Source organism: Aminobacter sp. DSM 101952 (assembly GCF_001424795.1).
Classification (GTDB): Bacteria; Pseudomonadota; Alphaproteobacteria; order Rhizobiales; family Rhizobiaceae; genus Aminobacter; species Aminobacter aganoensis.
Window position 1 is genome coordinate 189584 of sequence record NZ_LMCL01000001.1, and the last position, 17552, is coordinate 207135.

Sequence of the window (17552 nt, forward strand, 5' to 3'; positions counted from 1 at the left end):
CAAAACCCCTGTCAGTTCGCCGCCGCGGTCTGCGCGGCGTCGATCGATACGGTTACGTTATTGACCAACGCCTTCACGGAAGCCGCCGTGGCGTCGAACACCGGTGCCGGGTAGACACCGTAGAAGATGACCAGGATGACGAGCGGGTAGAGCACCACCTTTTCACGGCCCGACAGGTCGAACAGGCCCTTCAGGCTTTCCTTGGTCAGCGCGCCGAAGACGACGCGGCGGTACAGCCACAGCGCATAGGCAGCCGACAGGATCACGCCGGTTGCGGCAAGCAGTGCCACCCAGGTATTGACCTTAAAGATGCCGAACAGCGTCAGGAACTCGCCGACGAAGCCGCTGGTGCCGGGAAGACCGACATTGGCCATGGTGAAGATCAGGAACGCCACCGCATATTTCGGCATGTTGTTGACCAGGCCGCCATAGGCCGCGATGTCACGCGTGTGCATGCGGTCGTAGACGACGCCGACGCAGAGGAACAGCGCGCCGGACACGAGGCCGTGGCTCAGCATCTGGAAGATCGCGCCCTGCACGCCTTCCTGGTTCATCGAGAAGATGCCCATGGTGACGTAGCCCATGTGGGCCACCGACGAATAAGCGATCAGCTTCTTCATGTCCTCCTGCATCAGCGCCACCAGCGAGGTGTAGATGATGGCGACGACCGACAGCGCGAAGACCAGCGGGGCGAAGAACTCGGAGGCCAGCGGGAACATCGGCAGCGAGAAGCGCAGGAAGCCGTAGCCGCCCATCTTCAGCAGGATGCCCGCCAGGATGACCGAACCGGCGGTCGGCGCCTCAACGTGCGCGTCGGGCAACCAGGTGTGAACCGGCCACATCGGCATCTTCACCGCAAACGAGGCGAAGAAGGCAAGCCACAGCCAGGTCTGCATGTTCTCCGGGAAGCCATGCGACAGCAGCGTCGGGATGTCGGTCGTTCCGGCCTGCCAGAACATCGCCATCACCGCCAGCAGCATCAGCACCGAGCCGAGCAGCGTGAACAGGAAGAACTTGAAGCTGGCATAGACGCGACGCTTGCCACCCCAGACGCCGATGATGATGAACATCGGGATCAGCACGGCTTCGAAGAAAACGTAGAACAGCACGATATCGAGCGCGCAGAACACGCCGATCATCAGCGTTTCCAGGATCAGGAACGAGATCATGTATTCCTTGACGCGCTTCTCCACCGAATCCCAGCTGGCCAGGATGCAGAGCGGCATCAGGAAGGTCGTCAGGATGACGAACAGCATCGAAATGCCGTCCACGCCCATGTGGTACGAGATGCCGGAATCGAGCCAGGCGAACTTTTCGACGAACTGGAAGCCAGCCTCGTTGTTGTCGAAATAGATCCAGATCAGCAGCGACACCGCGAAGGTGAAAACCGTGGTCAGCAGCGCGACGTTGCGGATATTGCGGCGCGCGGCATCACCATCGTCCCTGATCAGCAGGATCAGGAACGCACCGACCAGCGGCAGGAAGGTGACCAGCGACAGAATGGGAACGCCAGACATCAGAAGGAGCTCCCGAGCATCATCCAGGTAACGAGGGCCGCCACGCCGATCAGCATGGCGAAGGCGTAGTGATAGAGGTAACCGGTCTGCAGCTTGACGACACGGTTGGTGACGTCGACGACGCGGGCCGAGATGCCGTCGGCACCGAACCCGTCGATCAGCCAGCCGTCACCCTTCTTCCACAGGAAGCGGCCGAGCCACTTGGCTGGGCGCACGAACAGGAAGTCGTACAGCTCGTCGAAGTACCACTTGTTGAGCAGGAAGGCGTAGAGCCCGCGATGGCGTTCCGCCAGTACCTTCGGCATCTCCGGCGAGCGGATATAGAACAGGTAGGCCATCAGGAAGCCGGCGATCATCGCGACGAACGGCGCGAGCTTCACCCACATCGGCACGCCATGGAAGTCGTGCAGGATATGGTTGGTCTCGAGCGTGAACAGTGCGCCCTTCCAGAATTCGTTGTAGCCCTCGCCGATGAACTGGTCGTGGAACACGACGCCCGCAAACAGCGCGCCGACGGCCAGGATGAACAGCGGCACCAGCATCACCGGCGGCGATTCATGCACATGGTGCATGACGTCGGCGGTGGCACGCGGCTTGCCGTGGAAGGTCATGAAGATCAGGCGCCAGGAATAGAAGCTGGTGAAGCAGGCGGCGATCACCAGCGCCGCGAAGGCCAGCCCGGCGACCGCATTGTGGCCGACGAATGCGCCCTCGATGATGGCGTCCTTGGAGAAGAATCCGGCCGTGCCGATGATCGTCGCCGGTATGCCGACGCCGGTCAGCGCCAGCGTGCCGATGACCATCATCCAGTAGGTCGTCGGGATCAGCTTGCGGAGGCCGCCCATCTTGCGCATGTCCTGCTCGTCGGAGACGGCATGGATCACCGAGCCGGAGCCCAGGAACAGCAGCGCCTTGAAAAAGGCGTGCGTGAACAGGTGGAAGATGGCTGCCGAGTAAAAGCCCATGCCCAGCGCCACGAACATGTAGCCGAGCTGCGAGCAGGTCGAATAGGCGATGACGCGCTTGATGTCGTTCTGCACCAGGCCGACGGTCGCGGCAAAGAAGGCGGTGAAGGCGCCAATGAAGGTCACGACGGTCAGCGCCGAATGCGACAGCTCGAACACCGGCGACATGCGGGCCAGCATGAACACGCCGGCGGTCACCATGGTCGCCGCGTGGATCAGCGCCGACACGGGCGTCGGGCCTTCCATGGCGTCAGGCAGCCAGGTGTGCAGCGGTACCTGCGCCGACTTGCCCATGGCACCCATGAACAGCAGCAGGCAGACGATGGTCAACGCACCCTGCTTGTCGAGCGCATAGCCGAGGAAGGTGAGCACGGTTTCGCTGCTCGCTGCGGCCCCTTCGGCCGGCAGATAAGAAGCGGCGCCGGCAAAGATCGTGCTGAACTCGACCGAGCCGAACAGGACGAACAGGCCGAAGATGCCGAGCAGGAAGCCAAAATCGCCGACGCGATTGACCACGAACGCCTTGATGGCGGCGGCATTTGCCGACGGCTTCTTGTACCAGAAGCCGATCAGCAGATACGACGCCAGGCCCACGCCTTCCCAGCCGAAGAACATCTGGACGAGGTTGTCCGAGGTCACCAGCATCAGCATGGCGAAGGTGAACAGCGACAGATAGGCGAAGAAGCGCGGCCGATGCGGATCGTGATGCATGTAGCCGATCGAGTAGATATGGACGAGCGCCGACACCGTGTTGACCACGACCAGCATGACCGTGGTCAGCGTGTCGATGCGCAGTGCCCAGTTGGCCTGCAGGCCGCCAGAGTCGATGAAGCGCAGCACCGGCACGGTGAACACTTCGACGTCGCCGAGGCCGACGGTGATGAAGGCGACCCAGGACAGGGCAGCCGATACGACCAGCAGGCCCGAGGTGATGTATTCGGACGCCTTGGCGCCGATCGAGCGGCCGAACAGGCCGGCGATCAGGAAGCCGAGAAGCGGAAGGAAGACGATTAGCTGATACATTTTTGTCCCGTCAGCCCTTCATCATGTTCACGTCTTCGACCGCGATGGAGCCGCGGTTGCGGAAGAATACGACCAAAATGGCAAGCCCGATTGCCGCTTCAGCGGCGGCGACCGTCAGCACGAACAGCGCAAACACCTGGCCGACGAGATCGCCGAGCTGGGCCGAGAACGCCACGAAATTGATGTTGACCGCGAGTAGGATCAGTTCGACCGACATCAGGATGACGATGACGTTCTTGCGGTTCAGGAAAATGCCGAACACGCCGAGCGTGAACAGGACCGCCGAAAGGGTGAGATAGTGCCCGATACCGACAACCATGATCAGATTCCCTTGCCCGTCTCGACCTTCTTGACCTCGATCGCGGTGGCCGGCGTGCGGGCGACCTGAGCCGGGATGCTCTGGCGCTTGACGTTCGGCTTGTGGCGCAGCGTCAGCACGATGGCGCCGATCATGGCGACCAGCAGCACTAGGCCGGCGATCTGGAAGAAATAGATGTAGTTCGTATAGAGGATGTCCCCGAGCGCAGCCGTGTTGTGGCGCGTGGCGATATCGGGCGTCGGCTGCGCAACCGCTGTCGCGAGCTTCGGCGCGAAGGCATAGCCGCCGGTCACCACGATCAGCTCGGCAGCCAGGATCAGGCCGACAAGCGCCCCGATCGGCGCATATTGCAGCGCGCCCGACTTGAGCTCGGCGAAGTCGACGTCGAGCATCATGACCACGAACAGGAACAGCACCGCCACCGCGCCGACATAAACGACGAGCAGGATCATCGCCAGGAACTCGGCGCCGGTCAAAAGGAACAGGCCCGCGGCGTTGAAGAACGTCAGGATCAGGTAGAGCACCGAGTGAACCGGGTTGCGCGCCGAGATGACCATGAAGGCCGACGCCACCGCGATGAAGGCGAAGAGGTAGAAAAATACCGCTTCAAGTCCGTTGAGCATGGGTTCCCCCGGTTTTCCTTTCGGGCCGAGCGCGCCTGCGCCCTGCCCTGTTCACGTCCTTGCTCCGCCTCCGGTGCAGGTCGCGCGTTCCTTAGACGAGCCGACTTGGCCCGTCCATTGTTCAAGCCTCAGCGATAGGGCGAATCCATAGCGATGTTGCGCGCGATCTCGCGCTCCCACCGGTCGCCATTCGCAAGCAGCTTGTCCTTGTCGTAGTAAAGCTCCTCGCGCGTTTCCGTCGCGAATTCGAAATTCGGCCCCTCGACGATGGCGTCGACCGGGCATGCTTCCTGGCAGAAGCCGCAATAGATGCACTTCACCATGTCGATGTCGTAGCGCACCGTGCGGCGGGTGCCGTCGTTGCGGCGTGGGCCGGCCTCGATGGTGATGGCCTGCGCCGGACAGATCGCCTCGCACAGCTTGCAGGCGATGCAGCGCTCTTCGCCGTTGGGATAGCGGCGCAGGGCATGCTCGCCACGGAAGCGCGGGCTGACCGGACCCTTTTCATGCGGATAGTTCAGCGTCGCCTTGGGCGCGAAGAACTGGCGCATGGACAGGAAGAACGCACCGACGAAGTCCTGCAGCAGCAGCGATTTGGCGGCTTGGGCTAGCGCAGACATCATGCGGCTCCCGAAAGCTTGAGGACGGCGGCGGTGATGACGACCATCGCCAGCGAGATCGGCAGGAACACCTTCCAGCCCAGGCGCATCAGCTGGTCGTAGCGGTAGCGCGGCACAAAGGACTTCACCATGGCGAACATAAAGAACACCATGCAGACCTTGAGAACGAACCAGATCACGCCTGGAACCCAGGTGAAGGGTGCGAAGTCGAATGGCGGCAGCCATCCGCCGAGGAACAGGATCGTCGTCAGCGCGCACATCAAAACGATCGCGACATACTCGCCGAGGAAGAACAGCAGGAACGGCGTCGACGAGTATTCGATCATGTGACCGGCGACGAGTTCCGACTCGGCCTCGACCAGGTCGAAGGGCGGGCGGTTGGTCTCGGCCAGCGCGGAGATGAAGAAGATCACGAACATCGGGAACAGCACCAGCCAGTTCCAGTCGAGGAACGTGTTCGGCAGGCCAAGCCGCGTGCCGATGCCGTCGCCCTGCGACAGCACGATGTCGGTCAGGTTCAGCGAGCCGACGGTGAGCAGCACGCAGACGATGACGAAGCCGATCGAGACTTCATAGGACACCATCTGGGCAGCCGAACGCAGCGCGCCGAGGAACGGATACTTCGAGTTCGAGGCCCAGCCGCCCATGATCACGCCATAGACCTCGAGCGAAGAGATGGCGAAGACATAGAGGATGCCGACATTGACGTTGGCGATAGCCCAGCCTTCACTGACCGGAATCACCGCCCATGCCGAGATCGCCAGCACCGCCGAGACGACGGGAGCGAGCAGGAACACGCCCTTGTTGGAGCCTGACGGGATCACCGGCTCCTTGAAGACGAACTTCAAAAGATCGGCGAAGGCCTGGAGCAGGCCCCAGGGACCGACGACGTTCGGACCGCGGCGCAGCTGTACAGCCGCCCAGATCTTGCGGTCGGCGTAGAGGATGTAGGCGACGAAGATCAGCAGAACGACGATCAGGACGACCGACTTCAGGAGAATGATCAACGCCGGCAGGACGTAGAAGGAGAAAAAGGTATCCATGACAGCCCTTACTCCGCCGCCTGCTTGAAGCCGTTTTTGGCCAGTGCCGAACACTCGGCCATCACCGCCGACGCGCGCGCGATCGGGTTGGTGAGGTAAAAGTCCTTCACTACCGAGGTGAAGGCTGCCTTGTTCAGGCGGCCGCCGAGCTTGGCGACCTTGGCGATGTCGTCATTGTCGCCGGCATCGATCTCGTCGATGCGCGCCAGATGCGGGAACTCCGCATAAAGCCTGGCGCGCAGCTGCTGCAGCGAATCGAAGGGCAGCTTGTGACCGAGCACGTCGGACAGCGCCCGCAGGATCGCCCAGTCTTCCTTGGCCTCGCCCGGCGCGAAGCCGGCGCGGCCGGTCACCTGGACGCGGCCCTCGGTGTTCACATAGGTGCCCGACTTCTCGGTGTAGGCAGCACCCGGCAGGATGACATTGGCGCGGTGTGCGCCGGCATCGCCATGCGTGCCGACATAGACCACGAAGGCGTCGCCGGTCTTGCTGAGGTCGAGCTCGTCGGCGCCGAGCAGGAACAGCACGTCGCTGTCGCCGAGCATGCCGGCAACGTTCTTGCCGCCCTCGCCCGGCACGAAGCCGACATCCAGGCCGCCGACGCGGGCGGCCGCGGTGTGGAGCACGGCAAAGCCGTTCCAGTCCGGACGGCTCGCCTTGACGGCGCCGGCAAGCTTGGCCGCCTGGCCGAGCACGGCCGCACCATCGGTCCGCGCGATCGCGCCCTGACCGACGATGATCAGCGGATGCGAAGCCTTCTTGAGGACCGAGAAGAACTTGCCGTTGCCTTCGGCCAGATCCTTGAGCGTGTCCGGACCCGAGCCCAGTTGCTCGTAGTCATAGCGGGTGTCGCCGACCTCGCCGATGACGGCAACCGGCACATTGGCTGCACGCCAATGCTTGCGGATGCGGGCGTTCAGCACCGAAGCCTCGAAGCGCGGGTTGGCGCCGATGATCAGGATGGCGTCGGCCTGCTCGATGCCTTCGATGGTCGGGTTGAAGATGTAGCTGGCGCGGCCCAGCGACGGATCGAGTGCTGCACCATCCTGGCGGCAGTCGATGTTCTTCGAGCCGAGCGACGCGATCAGCTGCTTCAGCGCATACATTTCCTCGGTGGTCGCGAGATCGCCGGCGATGGCGCCGATGCGTTCAGGCGACGCCTTGGAAACGGCATCCTTGATCGCGGCAAAGGCTTCCGGCCAAGTCGCGGGCGCCAGCTTGCCGCCCTTGCGGACGTAGGGCCGGTCGAGACGCTGCGTGCGCAGGCCGTCCCAAATGAAACGGGTCTTGTCGGAGATCCACTCCTCGTTCACCTGCTCGTTGATGCGCGGCATGATGCGCATCACTTCGCGGCCACGCGTGTCGACGCGGATGGCCGAACCGACGGCATCCATCACGTCGATGGATTCGGTCTTGGTCAGCTCCCACGGACGCGCCTGGAAGGCATAGGGCTTCGAGGTCAACGCGCCGACCGGGCACAGGTCGATGACGTTGCCCTGCAGCTCGGAGGTCATCGCCTGCTCGAGATAGGTGGTGATCTCGGCGTCCTCGCCGCGGCCGATCAGGCCGAGCTCGGAAATGCCGGCCACTTCGGTCGTGAAGCGGACGCAGCGCGTGCAGTGGATGCAGCGCGTCATGATCGTCTTGACCAGCGGGCCGATGTACTTGTCTTCGACCGCGCGCTTGTTTTCGTTGTAGCGCGAGCCGTCGAGGCCGAAAGCCATCGCCTGGTCCTGCAGGTCGCATTCGCCGCCCTGGTCGCAGATCGGGCAGTCAAGCGGATGGTTGATGAGCAGGAACTCCATCACGCCTTCGCGGGCCTTCTTGACCATCGGCGTGTTGGTGAAGATTTCCGGCGTCTCGCCGTTCGGACCCGGGCGCAGGTCGCGCACGCCCATGGCGCAGGATGCCGCCGGCTTGGGCGGGCCGCCCTTCACCTCGACAAGGCACATGCGGCAGTTGCCGGCAATCGACAGCCGCTCATGGAAGCAGAAGCGCGGCACTTCCGCGCCCGCCTCTTCCGCCGCCTGCAGCAGCGTATAGTGGTCGGGTACCGAAATCTCTTTCCCGTCGACCTTAAGCTTTGCCATAGCGCCTCAAATCCCGCGGCTAACCCGCATTCCGTCCTGCAAGGGGCGCGGCTTGCGCTGCGCCCCGAAATCCACAATTCACGCGGCTGAGTTGCCGCCGGCAAGCGTCACCGCCTGCCCGATCCAGTCGTCCCGGCCGATCCGGCCCTTGAAGCCGAGATAGTCGTTGGCCCAGGCCACTTCTTCCGGCGTCCAGCCGGCGATCTGGCCATAGGTCCAGATGCCGAGACCGTTCAGCACCTGCTCCAGCTTCGGCCCGATGCCGGAGATAGCCTTCAGATCGTCAGCCGCTTCCGGCCGTTCGATCGAAGCCGGCTGCCTGAAATCCTCGGGCTGGATGCCCGCCGGCGCTGCTTCGACCCCGGCAGCCTCGACACCCATCGGATCGGTCGCAGCGACAACCGCCGGCTTCGCCTCGGCCTTCTCCAGCTTGCGCGCCAGCGTCTTCACCTCGGCGATCAGCGACGCGGTCGAGGCCGCATCCCTCTTCGCAGTCGTCTCGCGCACCGGCTTGGCCTGCGTCGCACCGGTGAAATCGCCGAAGTCTGGCGAAAACAGGCGCTGCGCCGCCTCTGACGCACCGGTCACGGCCCCGATCCAGACGCCCATGGCGTGACTGGCGAGGCCGACACTCAGTGCGGAAGCAGCAGCGATTCCAGCGGCGGGGTGCACCATGAGGTTCGCCGTACCGGCAAACTCCTTGGGCAGCATCGCCACGAAGTCCCTGTTCATCTGCTCCAAACGTTCCATCTCAGGCACTGCACTTTCGGGAATGGGAAATGTCGACATTGATAGCTCCTTGTCGCCTTCGCCGTTCGCCTCTGCCTCGTCGTTTCCTGTTTCGGACCTTTGGCCCGCACTTTCTGACTTAACCCTTACTCCGCCGCCACCAGCACCGGCTCGGCGCGGTGCGAATTGCGCGAAAACTCGTCGATGCGCCGCTCGATCTCGGGGCGGAAGTTGCGGATCAGGCCCTGGATCGGCCATGCGGCCGCATCGCCCAGTGCGCAGATCGTGTGGCCTTCCACCTGCTTGGTGACGTCGAGCAGCATGTCGATCTCGCGCTTGTGCGCTTCGCCGCGCACCAGGCGCTCCATCACGCGCCACATCCAACCGGTGCCTTCGCGGCACGGCGTGCACTGGCCGCAGCTCTCGTGCTTGAAGAAGTAGCTGAGGCGCGCGATCGCCTTCACGATGTCGGTCGACTTGTCCATGACGATCACGGCAGCCGTTCCGAACGACGACTTGCGCTCGCGCAGGCCGTCGAAATCCATCGGGCAGTCGATGATGTCCTCGGCCTTGACCACCGGGCAGGACGCGCCGCCGGGGATGACCGCCAAAAGATTGTCCCAGCCGCCGCGAATGCCGCCGCCGTGCTTTTCCACCAGCTCGCGGAAGGTGATGCCCATGGCCTCTTCAACGGTGCAGGGCGTGTTGACGTGGCCGACCAGCATGAACAGCTTGGTGCCGACATTGTTCGGACGGCCGATGCCGGAGAACCAGGCAGCGCCACGGCGCAGGATGGTCGGCGCAACGGCGATCGACTCGACGTTGTTGACCGTTGTCGGGCAGCCATAGAGGCCGACATTGGCCGGGAACGGCGGCTTCAGGCGCGGCTGGCCCTTCTTGCCCTCGAGGCTTTCGAGCAGAGCGGTTTCTTCGCCGCAGATATAGGCGCCGGCGCCGTGATGGACATAGATGTCGAAATCGTAGCCGTTCTTGTTGTTCTTGCCGATCAGCTTGGCCTCATAGGCCTCGTCGATGGCGCGCTGCAGCGCTTCGCGTTCGCGGATGAACTCGCCGCGCACGTAGATGTAGGCGGCCACCGCCCCCATGGCGAAACCGGCGAGCAGGCAGCCTTCGACCAGCGTATGCGGGTCATGGCGCAGGATGTCGCGGTCCTTGCAGGTGCCCGGCTCGGATTCGTCGGCGTTGACGACGAGATAGGACGGGCGACCGTCGGGGTTGCTCTTCGGCATGAACGACCACTTGAGACCGGTCGGGAAGCCGGCGCCGCCGCGGCCGCGCAGGCCCGAAGCCTTCATCTCGTTGATGATCCACTCGCGGCCCTTTTCGATCAGGCCGGCGGTGCCGTCCCAATGGCCACGCGCCATCGCCCCGGCCAGCGACTGGTCGAAGCGGCCGTAGATATTGGTAAAGATGCGGTCCTTGTCTTCAAGCATGATTACGCTCCTCAGACCGGCTTCTTACCGAAGACGCGGATGTATTCGGCCACACCACCCTTGGCGAGCGCCTTGGCCTGCTTGACCCAGTCGTCACGTTCGATGCGACCCTTGAAATTCAGATAGCCGTCGACCCATTCGCGCTCAGCCTTCTTCCACGAAGCCACCTGGGCAAACGTGAAGATACCGAGCTCGTGCAGGGTGCCCTCGATCTTCGGGCCGACGCCCGAAATCAGCTTGAGATCGTCGACGGCAACCGGACGGGCGATGCCGGCCGGGCGGTTCTTGTCTTCGAGCGAAGGCTTCGGCGCAGCGACGCTTGCTGCCTTCTCGGCGGCCGGTGCTGCCTTGACCTTCGACGGGGTCTTCACCGCCGGGCTGGTCTCAATCGCGTCGGTCTTCGGCTTGGCTGCGTTCGACGGCGGAACGGTCGTCTCCACCACGGCTGCCTTGGCGGCCTTGGAAGCAGCCTTGGCTTCCTTGTCGCGGGTCGTCTTGAGAACGCCCTTCTCTTCCTTGAGCGACGTGAACCCGGTCAGCGGCGCGGAGTACACGCGGCCGGTCTGCGGGCCGGTCTTGACCTGCTCGCCCTTGCCGGCTTCGAACTGGTCGATGATCTCGCCCAGGCGCTCCGGCGTCAGGTCCTCATAGGTGTCCTTGAAGATCATGACCATCGGTGCGTTCACGCAGGCGCCGAGACACTCGACTTCCTCCCATGAAAGCGTGCCCGCATCGTTGGTGTGAAACTGGTCATGATGGATCTTCGAGCGGCAGACGTCCATCAGCTCTTCCGAGCCGCGCAGCATGCAGGGCGTGGTGCCGCACACCTGGATATGGGCGCGCGTGCCGACCGGCTTGAGCTGGAACTGCGTGTAGAAGGTCGCGACTTCGAGGGCGCGGATATAGGGCATGTCGAGCATATCGGCGACATGCTCGATGGCAGCCTTCGTCACCCAGCCGTCCTGCTCCTGCGCAAGCATGAGCAGCGGGATGACGGCCGACTGTTCGCGGCCCTTGGGGTACTTCTTGATCCAGGTCTTGGCCTGCGCCGTGAATGCCTTGTTGAAGGCGAAGGACGCTGGCTGGACGCTGGCTTCTGCGAGACGGCGGACTGACATTTAGCGGTCGACCTCACCAAACACGATGTCGAGGGAGCCGAGAACGGCCGAGATATCCGCGAGCATGTGGCCGCGGCACAGGAAATCCATCGCCTGGAGATGGGCGAAGCCTGGCGCGCGCAGCTTGCAGCGGTAGGGCTTGTTGGTGCCGTCGGAGACCAGGAAGACGCCGAACTCGCCCTTGGGCGCCTCGACGGCCGCATAGACCTCGCCAGCCGGCACGCGGTAGCCTTCGGTGTAGAGCTTGAAGTGATGGATCAAGGATTCCATCGAGCGCTTCATCGCCTGGCGCTTCGGCGGAACCACCTTGCCGTCCATGTTGGACACCGGGCCGGTGCTCTCCTTGCCGAGCAACAGATCGACGCACTGGCGCATGATCTTCGCCGACTGGCGCATCTCTTCCATGCGGATCAGGTAACGATCGTAGCAGTCGCCGTTCTTGCCGATCGGGATGTCGAAATCCATCTCCGAGTAGCACTCGTAGGGCTGGCTCTTGCGCAGGTCCCAGGCAGCGCCTGAACCGCGCACCATCACGCCCGAGAAGCCCCAGGCCCAGGCGTCGTCGAGCGACACCACGCCGATGTCGACGTTGCGCTGCTTGAAGATGCGGTTGGGGGTCAGAAGGTCGTCGAGGTTCTTGACCGTCTGCAGGAATGGATCGATCCACTTGCCGATGTCTTCGACGAGCTTCTGCGGCAGGTCCTGATGGACGCCGCCCGGACGGAAATAGGCTGCGTGCATGCGCGCGCCGCAGGCCCGCTCATAAAACACCATCAGCTTTTCGCGCTCTTCGAAGCCCCACAGCGGCGGGGTCAGCGCGCCGACGTCCATGGCCTGCGTGGTGACGTTGAGCAGGTGCGACAGGATGCGGCCGATCTCGGAAAACAGTACCCGGATGATCTGGCCGCGCTTCGGCACCTCGATGCCGAGCAGGCGCTCGACCGCGAGCGCAAAAGCATGCTCCTGGTTCATCGGCGCGACATAGTCGAGACGATCGAAATAGGGCACGGCCTGCAGATAGGTCTTCTGCTCGATCAGCTTTTCGGTGCCGCGGTGCAAAAGGCCGATATGCGGATCGACGCGATCGACGACTTCGCCGTCGAGTTCGAGCACCAGGCGCAGGACGCCGTGCGCTGCCGGGTGCTGCGGACCGAAGTTGATGTTGAAGTTACGGACGGAGGTTTCAGCCATGTCGCCGCCTCAATTCGTCTTGGCTTTTTCGTCGCCCGGCAGCACGTATTCGGTGCCTTCCCAAGGAGACAAAAAGTCGAAATTGCGGAATTCCTGCTTGAGCTCGACCGGCTCGTAAACGACGCGCTTCTGCTCGTCGTCGTAACGAACCTCGACGAAACCGGTGAGCGGGAAGTCCTTGCGCAGCGGATGACCCTCGAAACCGTAGTCGGTCAGCAGGCGGCGCAGGTCAGGATGGCCGGAAAACAGGATGCCGTACATGTCGTAGGCTTCGCGCTCGAACCAGTCGGCGCCGGGAAATACCGAAGTGATCGACGGCACCGGCGTGTCTTCGTCCGTGCTGACCTTGACGCGGATGCGCAGGTTCTGGCGCGGCGACATCAGGTGATAGACGACGTCGAAACGCTTGCGGCGCTGCGGATAGTCGACACCGGCGGCATCGATGAATGAGACGAACTGGCACTGCACGTCCGAGCGCAAGAAGGTCATCACGTCGACGATGTCGGCTGCCTTCACCGTCAGCGTCAGTTCGCCATAGGCGACAACGCTTTCTTCGATGTCCGCATCGAGCTTTTCCGCAATGTAGGCGGCAAGGTCGTTCAGGGCTTCACTCATCTGGGATCACCGCTCGATCGTGCCGGTGCGGCGGATCTTCTTCTGGAGAAGAAGGATGCCGTAGAGAAGTGCTTCGGCGGTCGGAGGGCAGCCGGGCACGTAGATGTCGACGGGCACGACGCGATCGCAGCCGCGCACCACCGAATAGGAATAATGGTAGTAGCCGCCGCCATTGGCGCACGAGCCCATCGAAATGACGTAGCGCGGCTCCGGCATCTGGTCGTAGACCTTGCGCAGCGCGGGCGCCATCTTGTTGGTCAGCGTGCCGGCGACGATCATCACGTCCGACTGGCGCGGAGAAGCGCGCGGCGCGATGCCGAAGCGTTCGGCGTCATAACGCGGCATCGAGATGTGCATCATCTCGACGGCGCAGCAGGCCAGGCCGAAGGTCATCCACATCAGCGAGCCGGTGCGCGCCCAGGTGATCAGCGCCTCGGACGAGGTGACGATGAAGCCCTTGTCCGAAAGCTCGCTGTTCAGCTCGCCGAAAAAGGCGTCGTCGGAACCGATGAGCTTGCCGGTGTTAGGATCGATGATGCCTTTCGGCTTCGGCGCGATCAGGGTGCCGGAGGCGTCGTTCAATCCCATTCCAGCGCTCCCTTTTTCCACTCGTAGATAAAGCCGATGGTCAGCACGGCCAGGAAGATCATCATCGACCAGAAGCCGAGCATTCCGATCTCGCCGAAGGACACCGCCCACGGGAACAGGAACGCCACTTCGAGATCGAAGATGATGAACAGGATGGAGACCAGGTAGAAGCGAATGTCGAACTTCATGCGGGCATCGTCGAACGAGTTGAAGCCGCACTCGTAGGCAGAAAGCTTCTCCGGATCCGGATTTCGGTAGGCGACAAGGAAGGGCGCCACGATAAGGGCGATGCCGACGAGTAGCGCCACACCGATGAAGATGACGATGGGCAGATACGAACTCAGGAGAGCGTTCATGCTGCGAATTCCGTTGGTGGCCTATCCACCCAGATTTACAGCACGGGGTCCGTTTCCGGAAGCGCGACGAATTCTCGCCGGCCCTGACGAAACGGTCGTGCTGCAATGCGGCGACGGTTAGCGCAGCCGGTCGGGCGAAGCAAGCCCAACCTTGTCCAAAACGGGGCAAACCCCACCGCTGGACCAAAATCCTGCGCGTGTGGCTCCTGTTTGATTTCCTTCGTCTTTTACTCAACTTTACATTCCTGACAAGCCTGGAACCGCACTCCTGCTAGCATTTGCAGCAAAGGCCGATTCTGGTGCCCCTGCGTCACTCATCCGGAGACTGCGATAGCTTGCCGCAATGAAGGAAAAACTCTCGCTTCCCACCGCCCGCCGCATCGCACTCGCGGCCCAGGGCTTCGCCGATCCGCGCCCGTCCGGCGCGATCACCCGACGTCACCTGCAGCGCGTGCTCGGCCGCACCGGCCTGCTGCAGATCGACTCGGTCAGCGCCGTCGTGCGCGCCCACTACATGCCGCTCTATTCGCGCCTCGGCCCCTACCCCATGGCGCTGCTCGACGACGCCATGCAGCCGAAAAAGCGCATGCTCTTCGAATACTGGGCGCATGAAGCCTCGCTGCTGCCGCTGGAGACCTTTCCGCTGCTGCGCTGGCGCATGGAGCGGGCGGACACCGAGATGTATTCGGGGCTGGCGAAGTTCGGCCGCGAGCAGGCTCCTTACATAGAAGGGATCTATCGCCAGGTGGTCGACCGCGGCCCGATCGCCGCCTCGGACATCGAGGGCGCCAAGGGTTCGGGCGGCTGGTGGGGCTGGAGCCTTGAGAAGCGCGCCTTCGAATGGCTGTTCTGGGCCGGCCGCATCACCACCCATTCCCGCCGCGGCTTCGAGCGTCTCTACGACCTGCCCGAGCGCGTGCTGCCGGCCGACATCTACAACAGCCCTGCCCTGCGGGCCGAAGATGCCCATCGCGAACTGTTGCGAATCTCCGCTCAGGCCCATGGCGTCGCGACCGGCATCTGCCTGCGCGACTATTTCCGCCTGTCGCCGGACGACATGAAGGGCCGGCTCGAAGAGCTGGTCGAGATGGGCGAACTGATTCCCGTGCGCGTCGAAGGCTGGAACAGGCAGGCCTATCTGCATGCCGAGGCCCGCATCCCTCGAAAAGTGCAAGCACGCGCCCTGCTCGCGCCCTTCGACCCGCTGGTGTTCGAGCGCACCCGCGCCGAGCAATTGTTCGACTTCCGCTACCGCATCGAGATCTACACGCCAGCGGACAAGCGCCAGTACGGCTACTACGTCCTGCCCTTCCTGCTCGGCGAACGCATCGTCGCCCGCATCGACCTCAAGGCCGACCGCCCGGCCGGCGTGCTGCGCGTCCACGCCGCCTATGCCGAGCCCTGCGCGCCGCCGGAAACAGCAGCCCAACTCTTTGAAGAACTCAAGCAGATGCGCGACTGGCTCGGCCTCGAACGCATCGAGGTCACGCCCGCCGGCGACCTCGGCCCGGCGCTGAGCGACATTGTTGGTCGCTCCATTGCGTTGACTCCACCCCGCGCGAAAGCCTAAATCGCCCACAGACGGTCCTTCGCCCGCAACGGCGGAGGCTAAGAGGGAATGCGGTGCGGCGCATATGCGCCAAAACCGCGGCTGTCCCCGCAACTGTGAGCGAAGAGCCAGACCCGAAGACCACTGGGATTTCCCGGGAAGGCGGGCGAAGGCGACGATCCGCAAGCCAGGAGACCTGCCGTCGCAGACATTGATCCGATCGCCTGGCGGGTGCCCCGGGCAGGGAGCCTGGATTTGGACTTCGACGACAACCTTCCGGTCGGAACTTCTGACGCATCCGGCGATGCAGCAGGCGCGCGCGCCTGCGACGTGACCATCCTCGTGTGCTCCTCCTGCCGTGACGAAACCGGTTCGGACGCCCATCCCCGCGCCGGAGAAAGACTTGCCGAATCCGCCCGTCGGGCAGCAGTCGGCCAAGGCATCACCGTCCGCACTGTCGAGTGCCTCGGCAATTGCAAGCGCCGCCTGAGTGCCGCCCTGCTCCGGGACGGCGCGTGGAGCTACGTCTTCGGCGATCTCAACGTTTCCTCCGGCGACGATCTCGTCACCGGCGCACAACTGTTCAGCACCTCAACCGACGGCCTGATCCCCTGGCGCGGCCGTCCCGACAGCCTCAAGCGCGGCCTCGTCGCGCGCATCCCTCCGCTTGCTCTCATCAAGGAAGACAAATGACCGCCTCCGTCGAACGCGTTCCCTGCACCGTCGTCACCGGCTTTCTCGGCGCCGGCAAGACCACGCTGCTCCGCAACATCCTCGAGAATTCCAAGGGCAAGCGCCTCGCCATCATCGTCAACGAGTTCGGCGATGTCGGCATCGACGGCGAAATTCTGAAGGGCTGCGGCATCGACGCCTGCCCGGAGGAAAACATCGTCGAGCTGGCAAATGGCTGCATCTGCTGCACCGTCGCCGATGATTTTGTCCCGGCCCTCGACCAGATTCTCGCGCGCACCCCAAAAGTCGACCACATCCTGATCGAGACTTCCGGCCTCGCGCTGCCGAAGCCTCTGGTCCAGGCCTTCCAGTGGCCGACGGTGAAGAGCCGCGTCACCGTCGACGGGGTCATCGCCGTGGTCGATGGCCCGGCTCTCGCCGAAGGCAAGGTCGCCTCCGACATGGAAGCGCTGGCCGCCCAACGCCAGGCCGATGATTCGCTCGATCACGACGACCCTGTCGAGGAGGTGTTCGAGGACCAGGTTGCCTGCGCCGACCTCATCATCCTGTCCAAGTCCGACCTTCTCGACGACGCCGGCCATGCCCGCGCCAGCGCCATCGTCAGCGAGCACCTCGCCCGCGCGGTCAAGATCGTGCCGTCGGCGCATGGCAAGGTCGACCCATCGGTGCTGCTCGGCCTCGGCCTCGCCGTCGAGGACGACATCGAGAACCGCAAGACCCACCACGACGGCGCCTTCGACCACGAGCACGACGATTTCGACACCTTCGTCATCGAGATTCCCTCGATCGCCAACCCCGACGAACTGGCCAAGCGCGTCGCCACGGCCGCCGAGGAAGAAAACGTGCTGCGCGTGAAGGGCTTTGTCGACGTCGGCGGCAAGCCGATGCGCCTGCTCGTCCAGGCCGTCGGCCCGCGCGTCAACCACTACTATGACCGCGCCTGGACCGCCGAGGACGACCGCCGCTCGCGCCTCGTCGTCATTGGCCTCAAGGGCCTCGACCGCCCGGCCATCGAGCGTATCCTGGTCGGCTAAAACGATGTCCCCTCACCCGACCTCC

The 17552-nt window shown here is 63.6% G+C and carries 17 protein-coding genes and 1 riboswitch; of the genes, 3 read left to right on the plus strand and 14 right to left on the minus strand.

The features are described 5' to 3' along the window. Positions 1–11 precede the first annotated feature (11 nt). The 14 genes from ASC75_RS00930 to ASC75_RS00995 form a co-directional block, all read right to left on the minus strand. Complete coding sequence (locus tag ASC75_RS00930; protein ID WP_055969362.1) at positions 12–1517, minus strand: NADH-quinone oxidoreductase subunit M; 1506 nt, start codon at positions 1515–1517, stop codon at positions 12–14. Continuing rightward, positions 1517–3505, minus strand: coding sequence for an NADH-quinone oxidoreductase subunit L (gene nuoL, locus ASC75_RS00935; RefSeq protein ID WP_055969364.1), 1989 nt, complete (start codon positions 3503–3505; stop codon positions 1517–1519). The genes ASC75_RS00930 and nuoL overlap by 1 nt, the downstream gene beginning before the upstream one ends. Positions 3506–3515: 10 nt before the next feature. Continuing rightward, positions 3516–3824 (minus strand): NADH-quinone oxidoreductase subunit NuoK, encoded by a 309-nt coding sequence (gene nuoK, locus ASC75_RS00940; protein WP_055969368.1) that lies wholly within the window; start codon positions 3822–3824, stop codon positions 3516–3518. 2 nt (positions 3825–3826) lie between these two features. Beyond that, positions 3827–4447, minus strand: coding sequence for an NADH-quinone oxidoreductase subunit J (locus ASC75_RS00945; RefSeq protein WP_055969371.1), 621 nt, complete (start codon positions 4445–4447; stop codon positions 3827–3829). Between the two features lie 128 nt (positions 4448–4575). Continuing rightward, positions 4576–5067 (minus strand): NADH-quinone oxidoreductase subunit NuoI, encoded by a 492-nt coding sequence (gene nuoI / locus ASC75_RS00950; protein WP_055970601.1) that lies wholly within the window; start codon positions 5065–5067, stop codon positions 4576–4578. Then, entirely contained in the window at positions 5067–6110 is a 1044-nt protein-coding gene (gene nuoH, locus ASC75_RS00955; RefSeq protein WP_055969376.1) for an NADH-quinone oxidoreductase subunit NuoH, read from the minus strand. The genes nuoI and nuoH overlap by 1 nt, the downstream gene beginning before the upstream one ends. Before the next feature lie 8 nt (positions 6111–6118). Beyond that, a complete protein-coding gene (nuoG, locus tag ASC75_RS00960; protein WP_055969379.1) occupies positions 6119–8200 on the minus strand; it encodes an NADH-quinone oxidoreductase subunit NuoG in 2082 nt (693 codons plus the stop codon). A gap of 78 nt (positions 8201–8278) precedes the next feature. Then, positions 8279–8989 carry an NADH-ubiquinone dehydrogenase gene (locus ASC75_RS00965; protein WP_055969382.1) on the minus strand — a complete coding sequence of 237 codons (711 nt, stop codon included), beginning with the start codon at positions 8987–8989 and terminating at the stop codon, positions 8279–8281. Positions 8990–9075: 86 nt separating this feature from the next. After that, the gene (nuoF, locus tag ASC75_RS00970) at positions 9076–10383 is read right to left on the minus strand and encodes an NADH-quinone oxidoreductase subunit NuoF (RefSeq protein WP_055969385.1); all 1308 of its coding nucleotides are present in this window, start codon (positions 10381–10383) and stop codon (positions 9076–9078) included. 11 nt (positions 10384–10394) lie between these two features. Next, entirely contained in the window at positions 10395–11501 is a 1107-nt protein-coding gene (gene nuoE / locus ASC75_RS00975) for an NADH-quinone oxidoreductase subunit NuoE (protein ID WP_055969388.1), read from the minus strand. Continuing rightward, entirely contained in the window at positions 11502–12692 is a 1191-nt protein-coding gene (locus tag ASC75_RS00980; protein WP_055969390.1) for an NADH-quinone oxidoreductase subunit D, read from the minus strand. A 9-nt stretch (positions 12693–12701) separates the two neighbouring features. Then, positions 12702–13307 carry an NADH-quinone oxidoreductase subunit C gene (locus ASC75_RS00985; protein WP_055969393.1) on the minus strand — a complete coding sequence of 202 codons (606 nt, stop codon included), beginning with the start codon at positions 13305–13307 and terminating at the stop codon, positions 12702–12704. Positions 13308–13313: 6 nt separating this feature from the next. After that, on the minus strand, positions 13314–13895 hold the full coding sequence (locus tag ASC75_RS00990; protein WP_055969396.1) for an NADH-quinone oxidoreductase subunit B: 582 nt from the start codon (positions 13893–13895) through the stop codon (positions 13314–13316). After that, complete coding sequence (locus tag ASC75_RS00995) at positions 13886–14251, minus strand: NADH-quinone oxidoreductase subunit A (RefSeq protein WP_055969399.1); 366 nt, start codon at positions 14249–14251, stop codon at positions 13886–13888. Before ASC75_RS00995 ends, ASC75_RS00990 begins: the two co-directional genes overlap by 10 nt. A gap of 343 nt (positions 14252–14594) precedes the next feature. Here ASC75_RS00995 and ASC75_RS01000 point away from each other — a divergent pair, with 343 nt between their 5' ends. The 3 genes from ASC75_RS01000 to cobW all read left to right on the plus strand — a co-directional run bounded on the left by ASC75_RS01000 (position 14595) and on the right by cobW (position 17527). Then, positions 14595–15821, plus strand: coding sequence for a winged helix-turn-helix domain-containing protein (locus ASC75_RS01000; RefSeq protein WP_055969401.1), 1227 nt, complete (start codon positions 14595–14597; stop codon positions 15819–15821). Then, positions 15817–16019: riboswitch (cobalamin riboswitch) on the plus strand. (Overlaps the previous gene by 5 nt.) Positions 16020–16130: 111 nt before the next feature. Next, positions 16131–16493: a DUF1636 family protein gene (locus tag ASC75_RS01005; protein WP_244487739.1), complete on the plus strand. Its 363-nt coding sequence runs from the start codon at positions 16131–16133 to the stop codon at positions 16491–16493. Continuing rightward, positions 16490–17527 carry a cobalamin biosynthesis protein CobW gene (gene cobW / locus ASC75_RS01010; protein WP_055969407.1) on the plus strand — a complete coding sequence of 346 codons (1038 nt, stop codon included), beginning with the start codon at positions 16490–16492 and terminating at the stop codon, positions 17525–17527. Before ASC75_RS01005 ends, cobW begins: the two co-directional genes overlap by 4 nt. Positions 17528–17552: the final 25 nt, after the last annotated feature.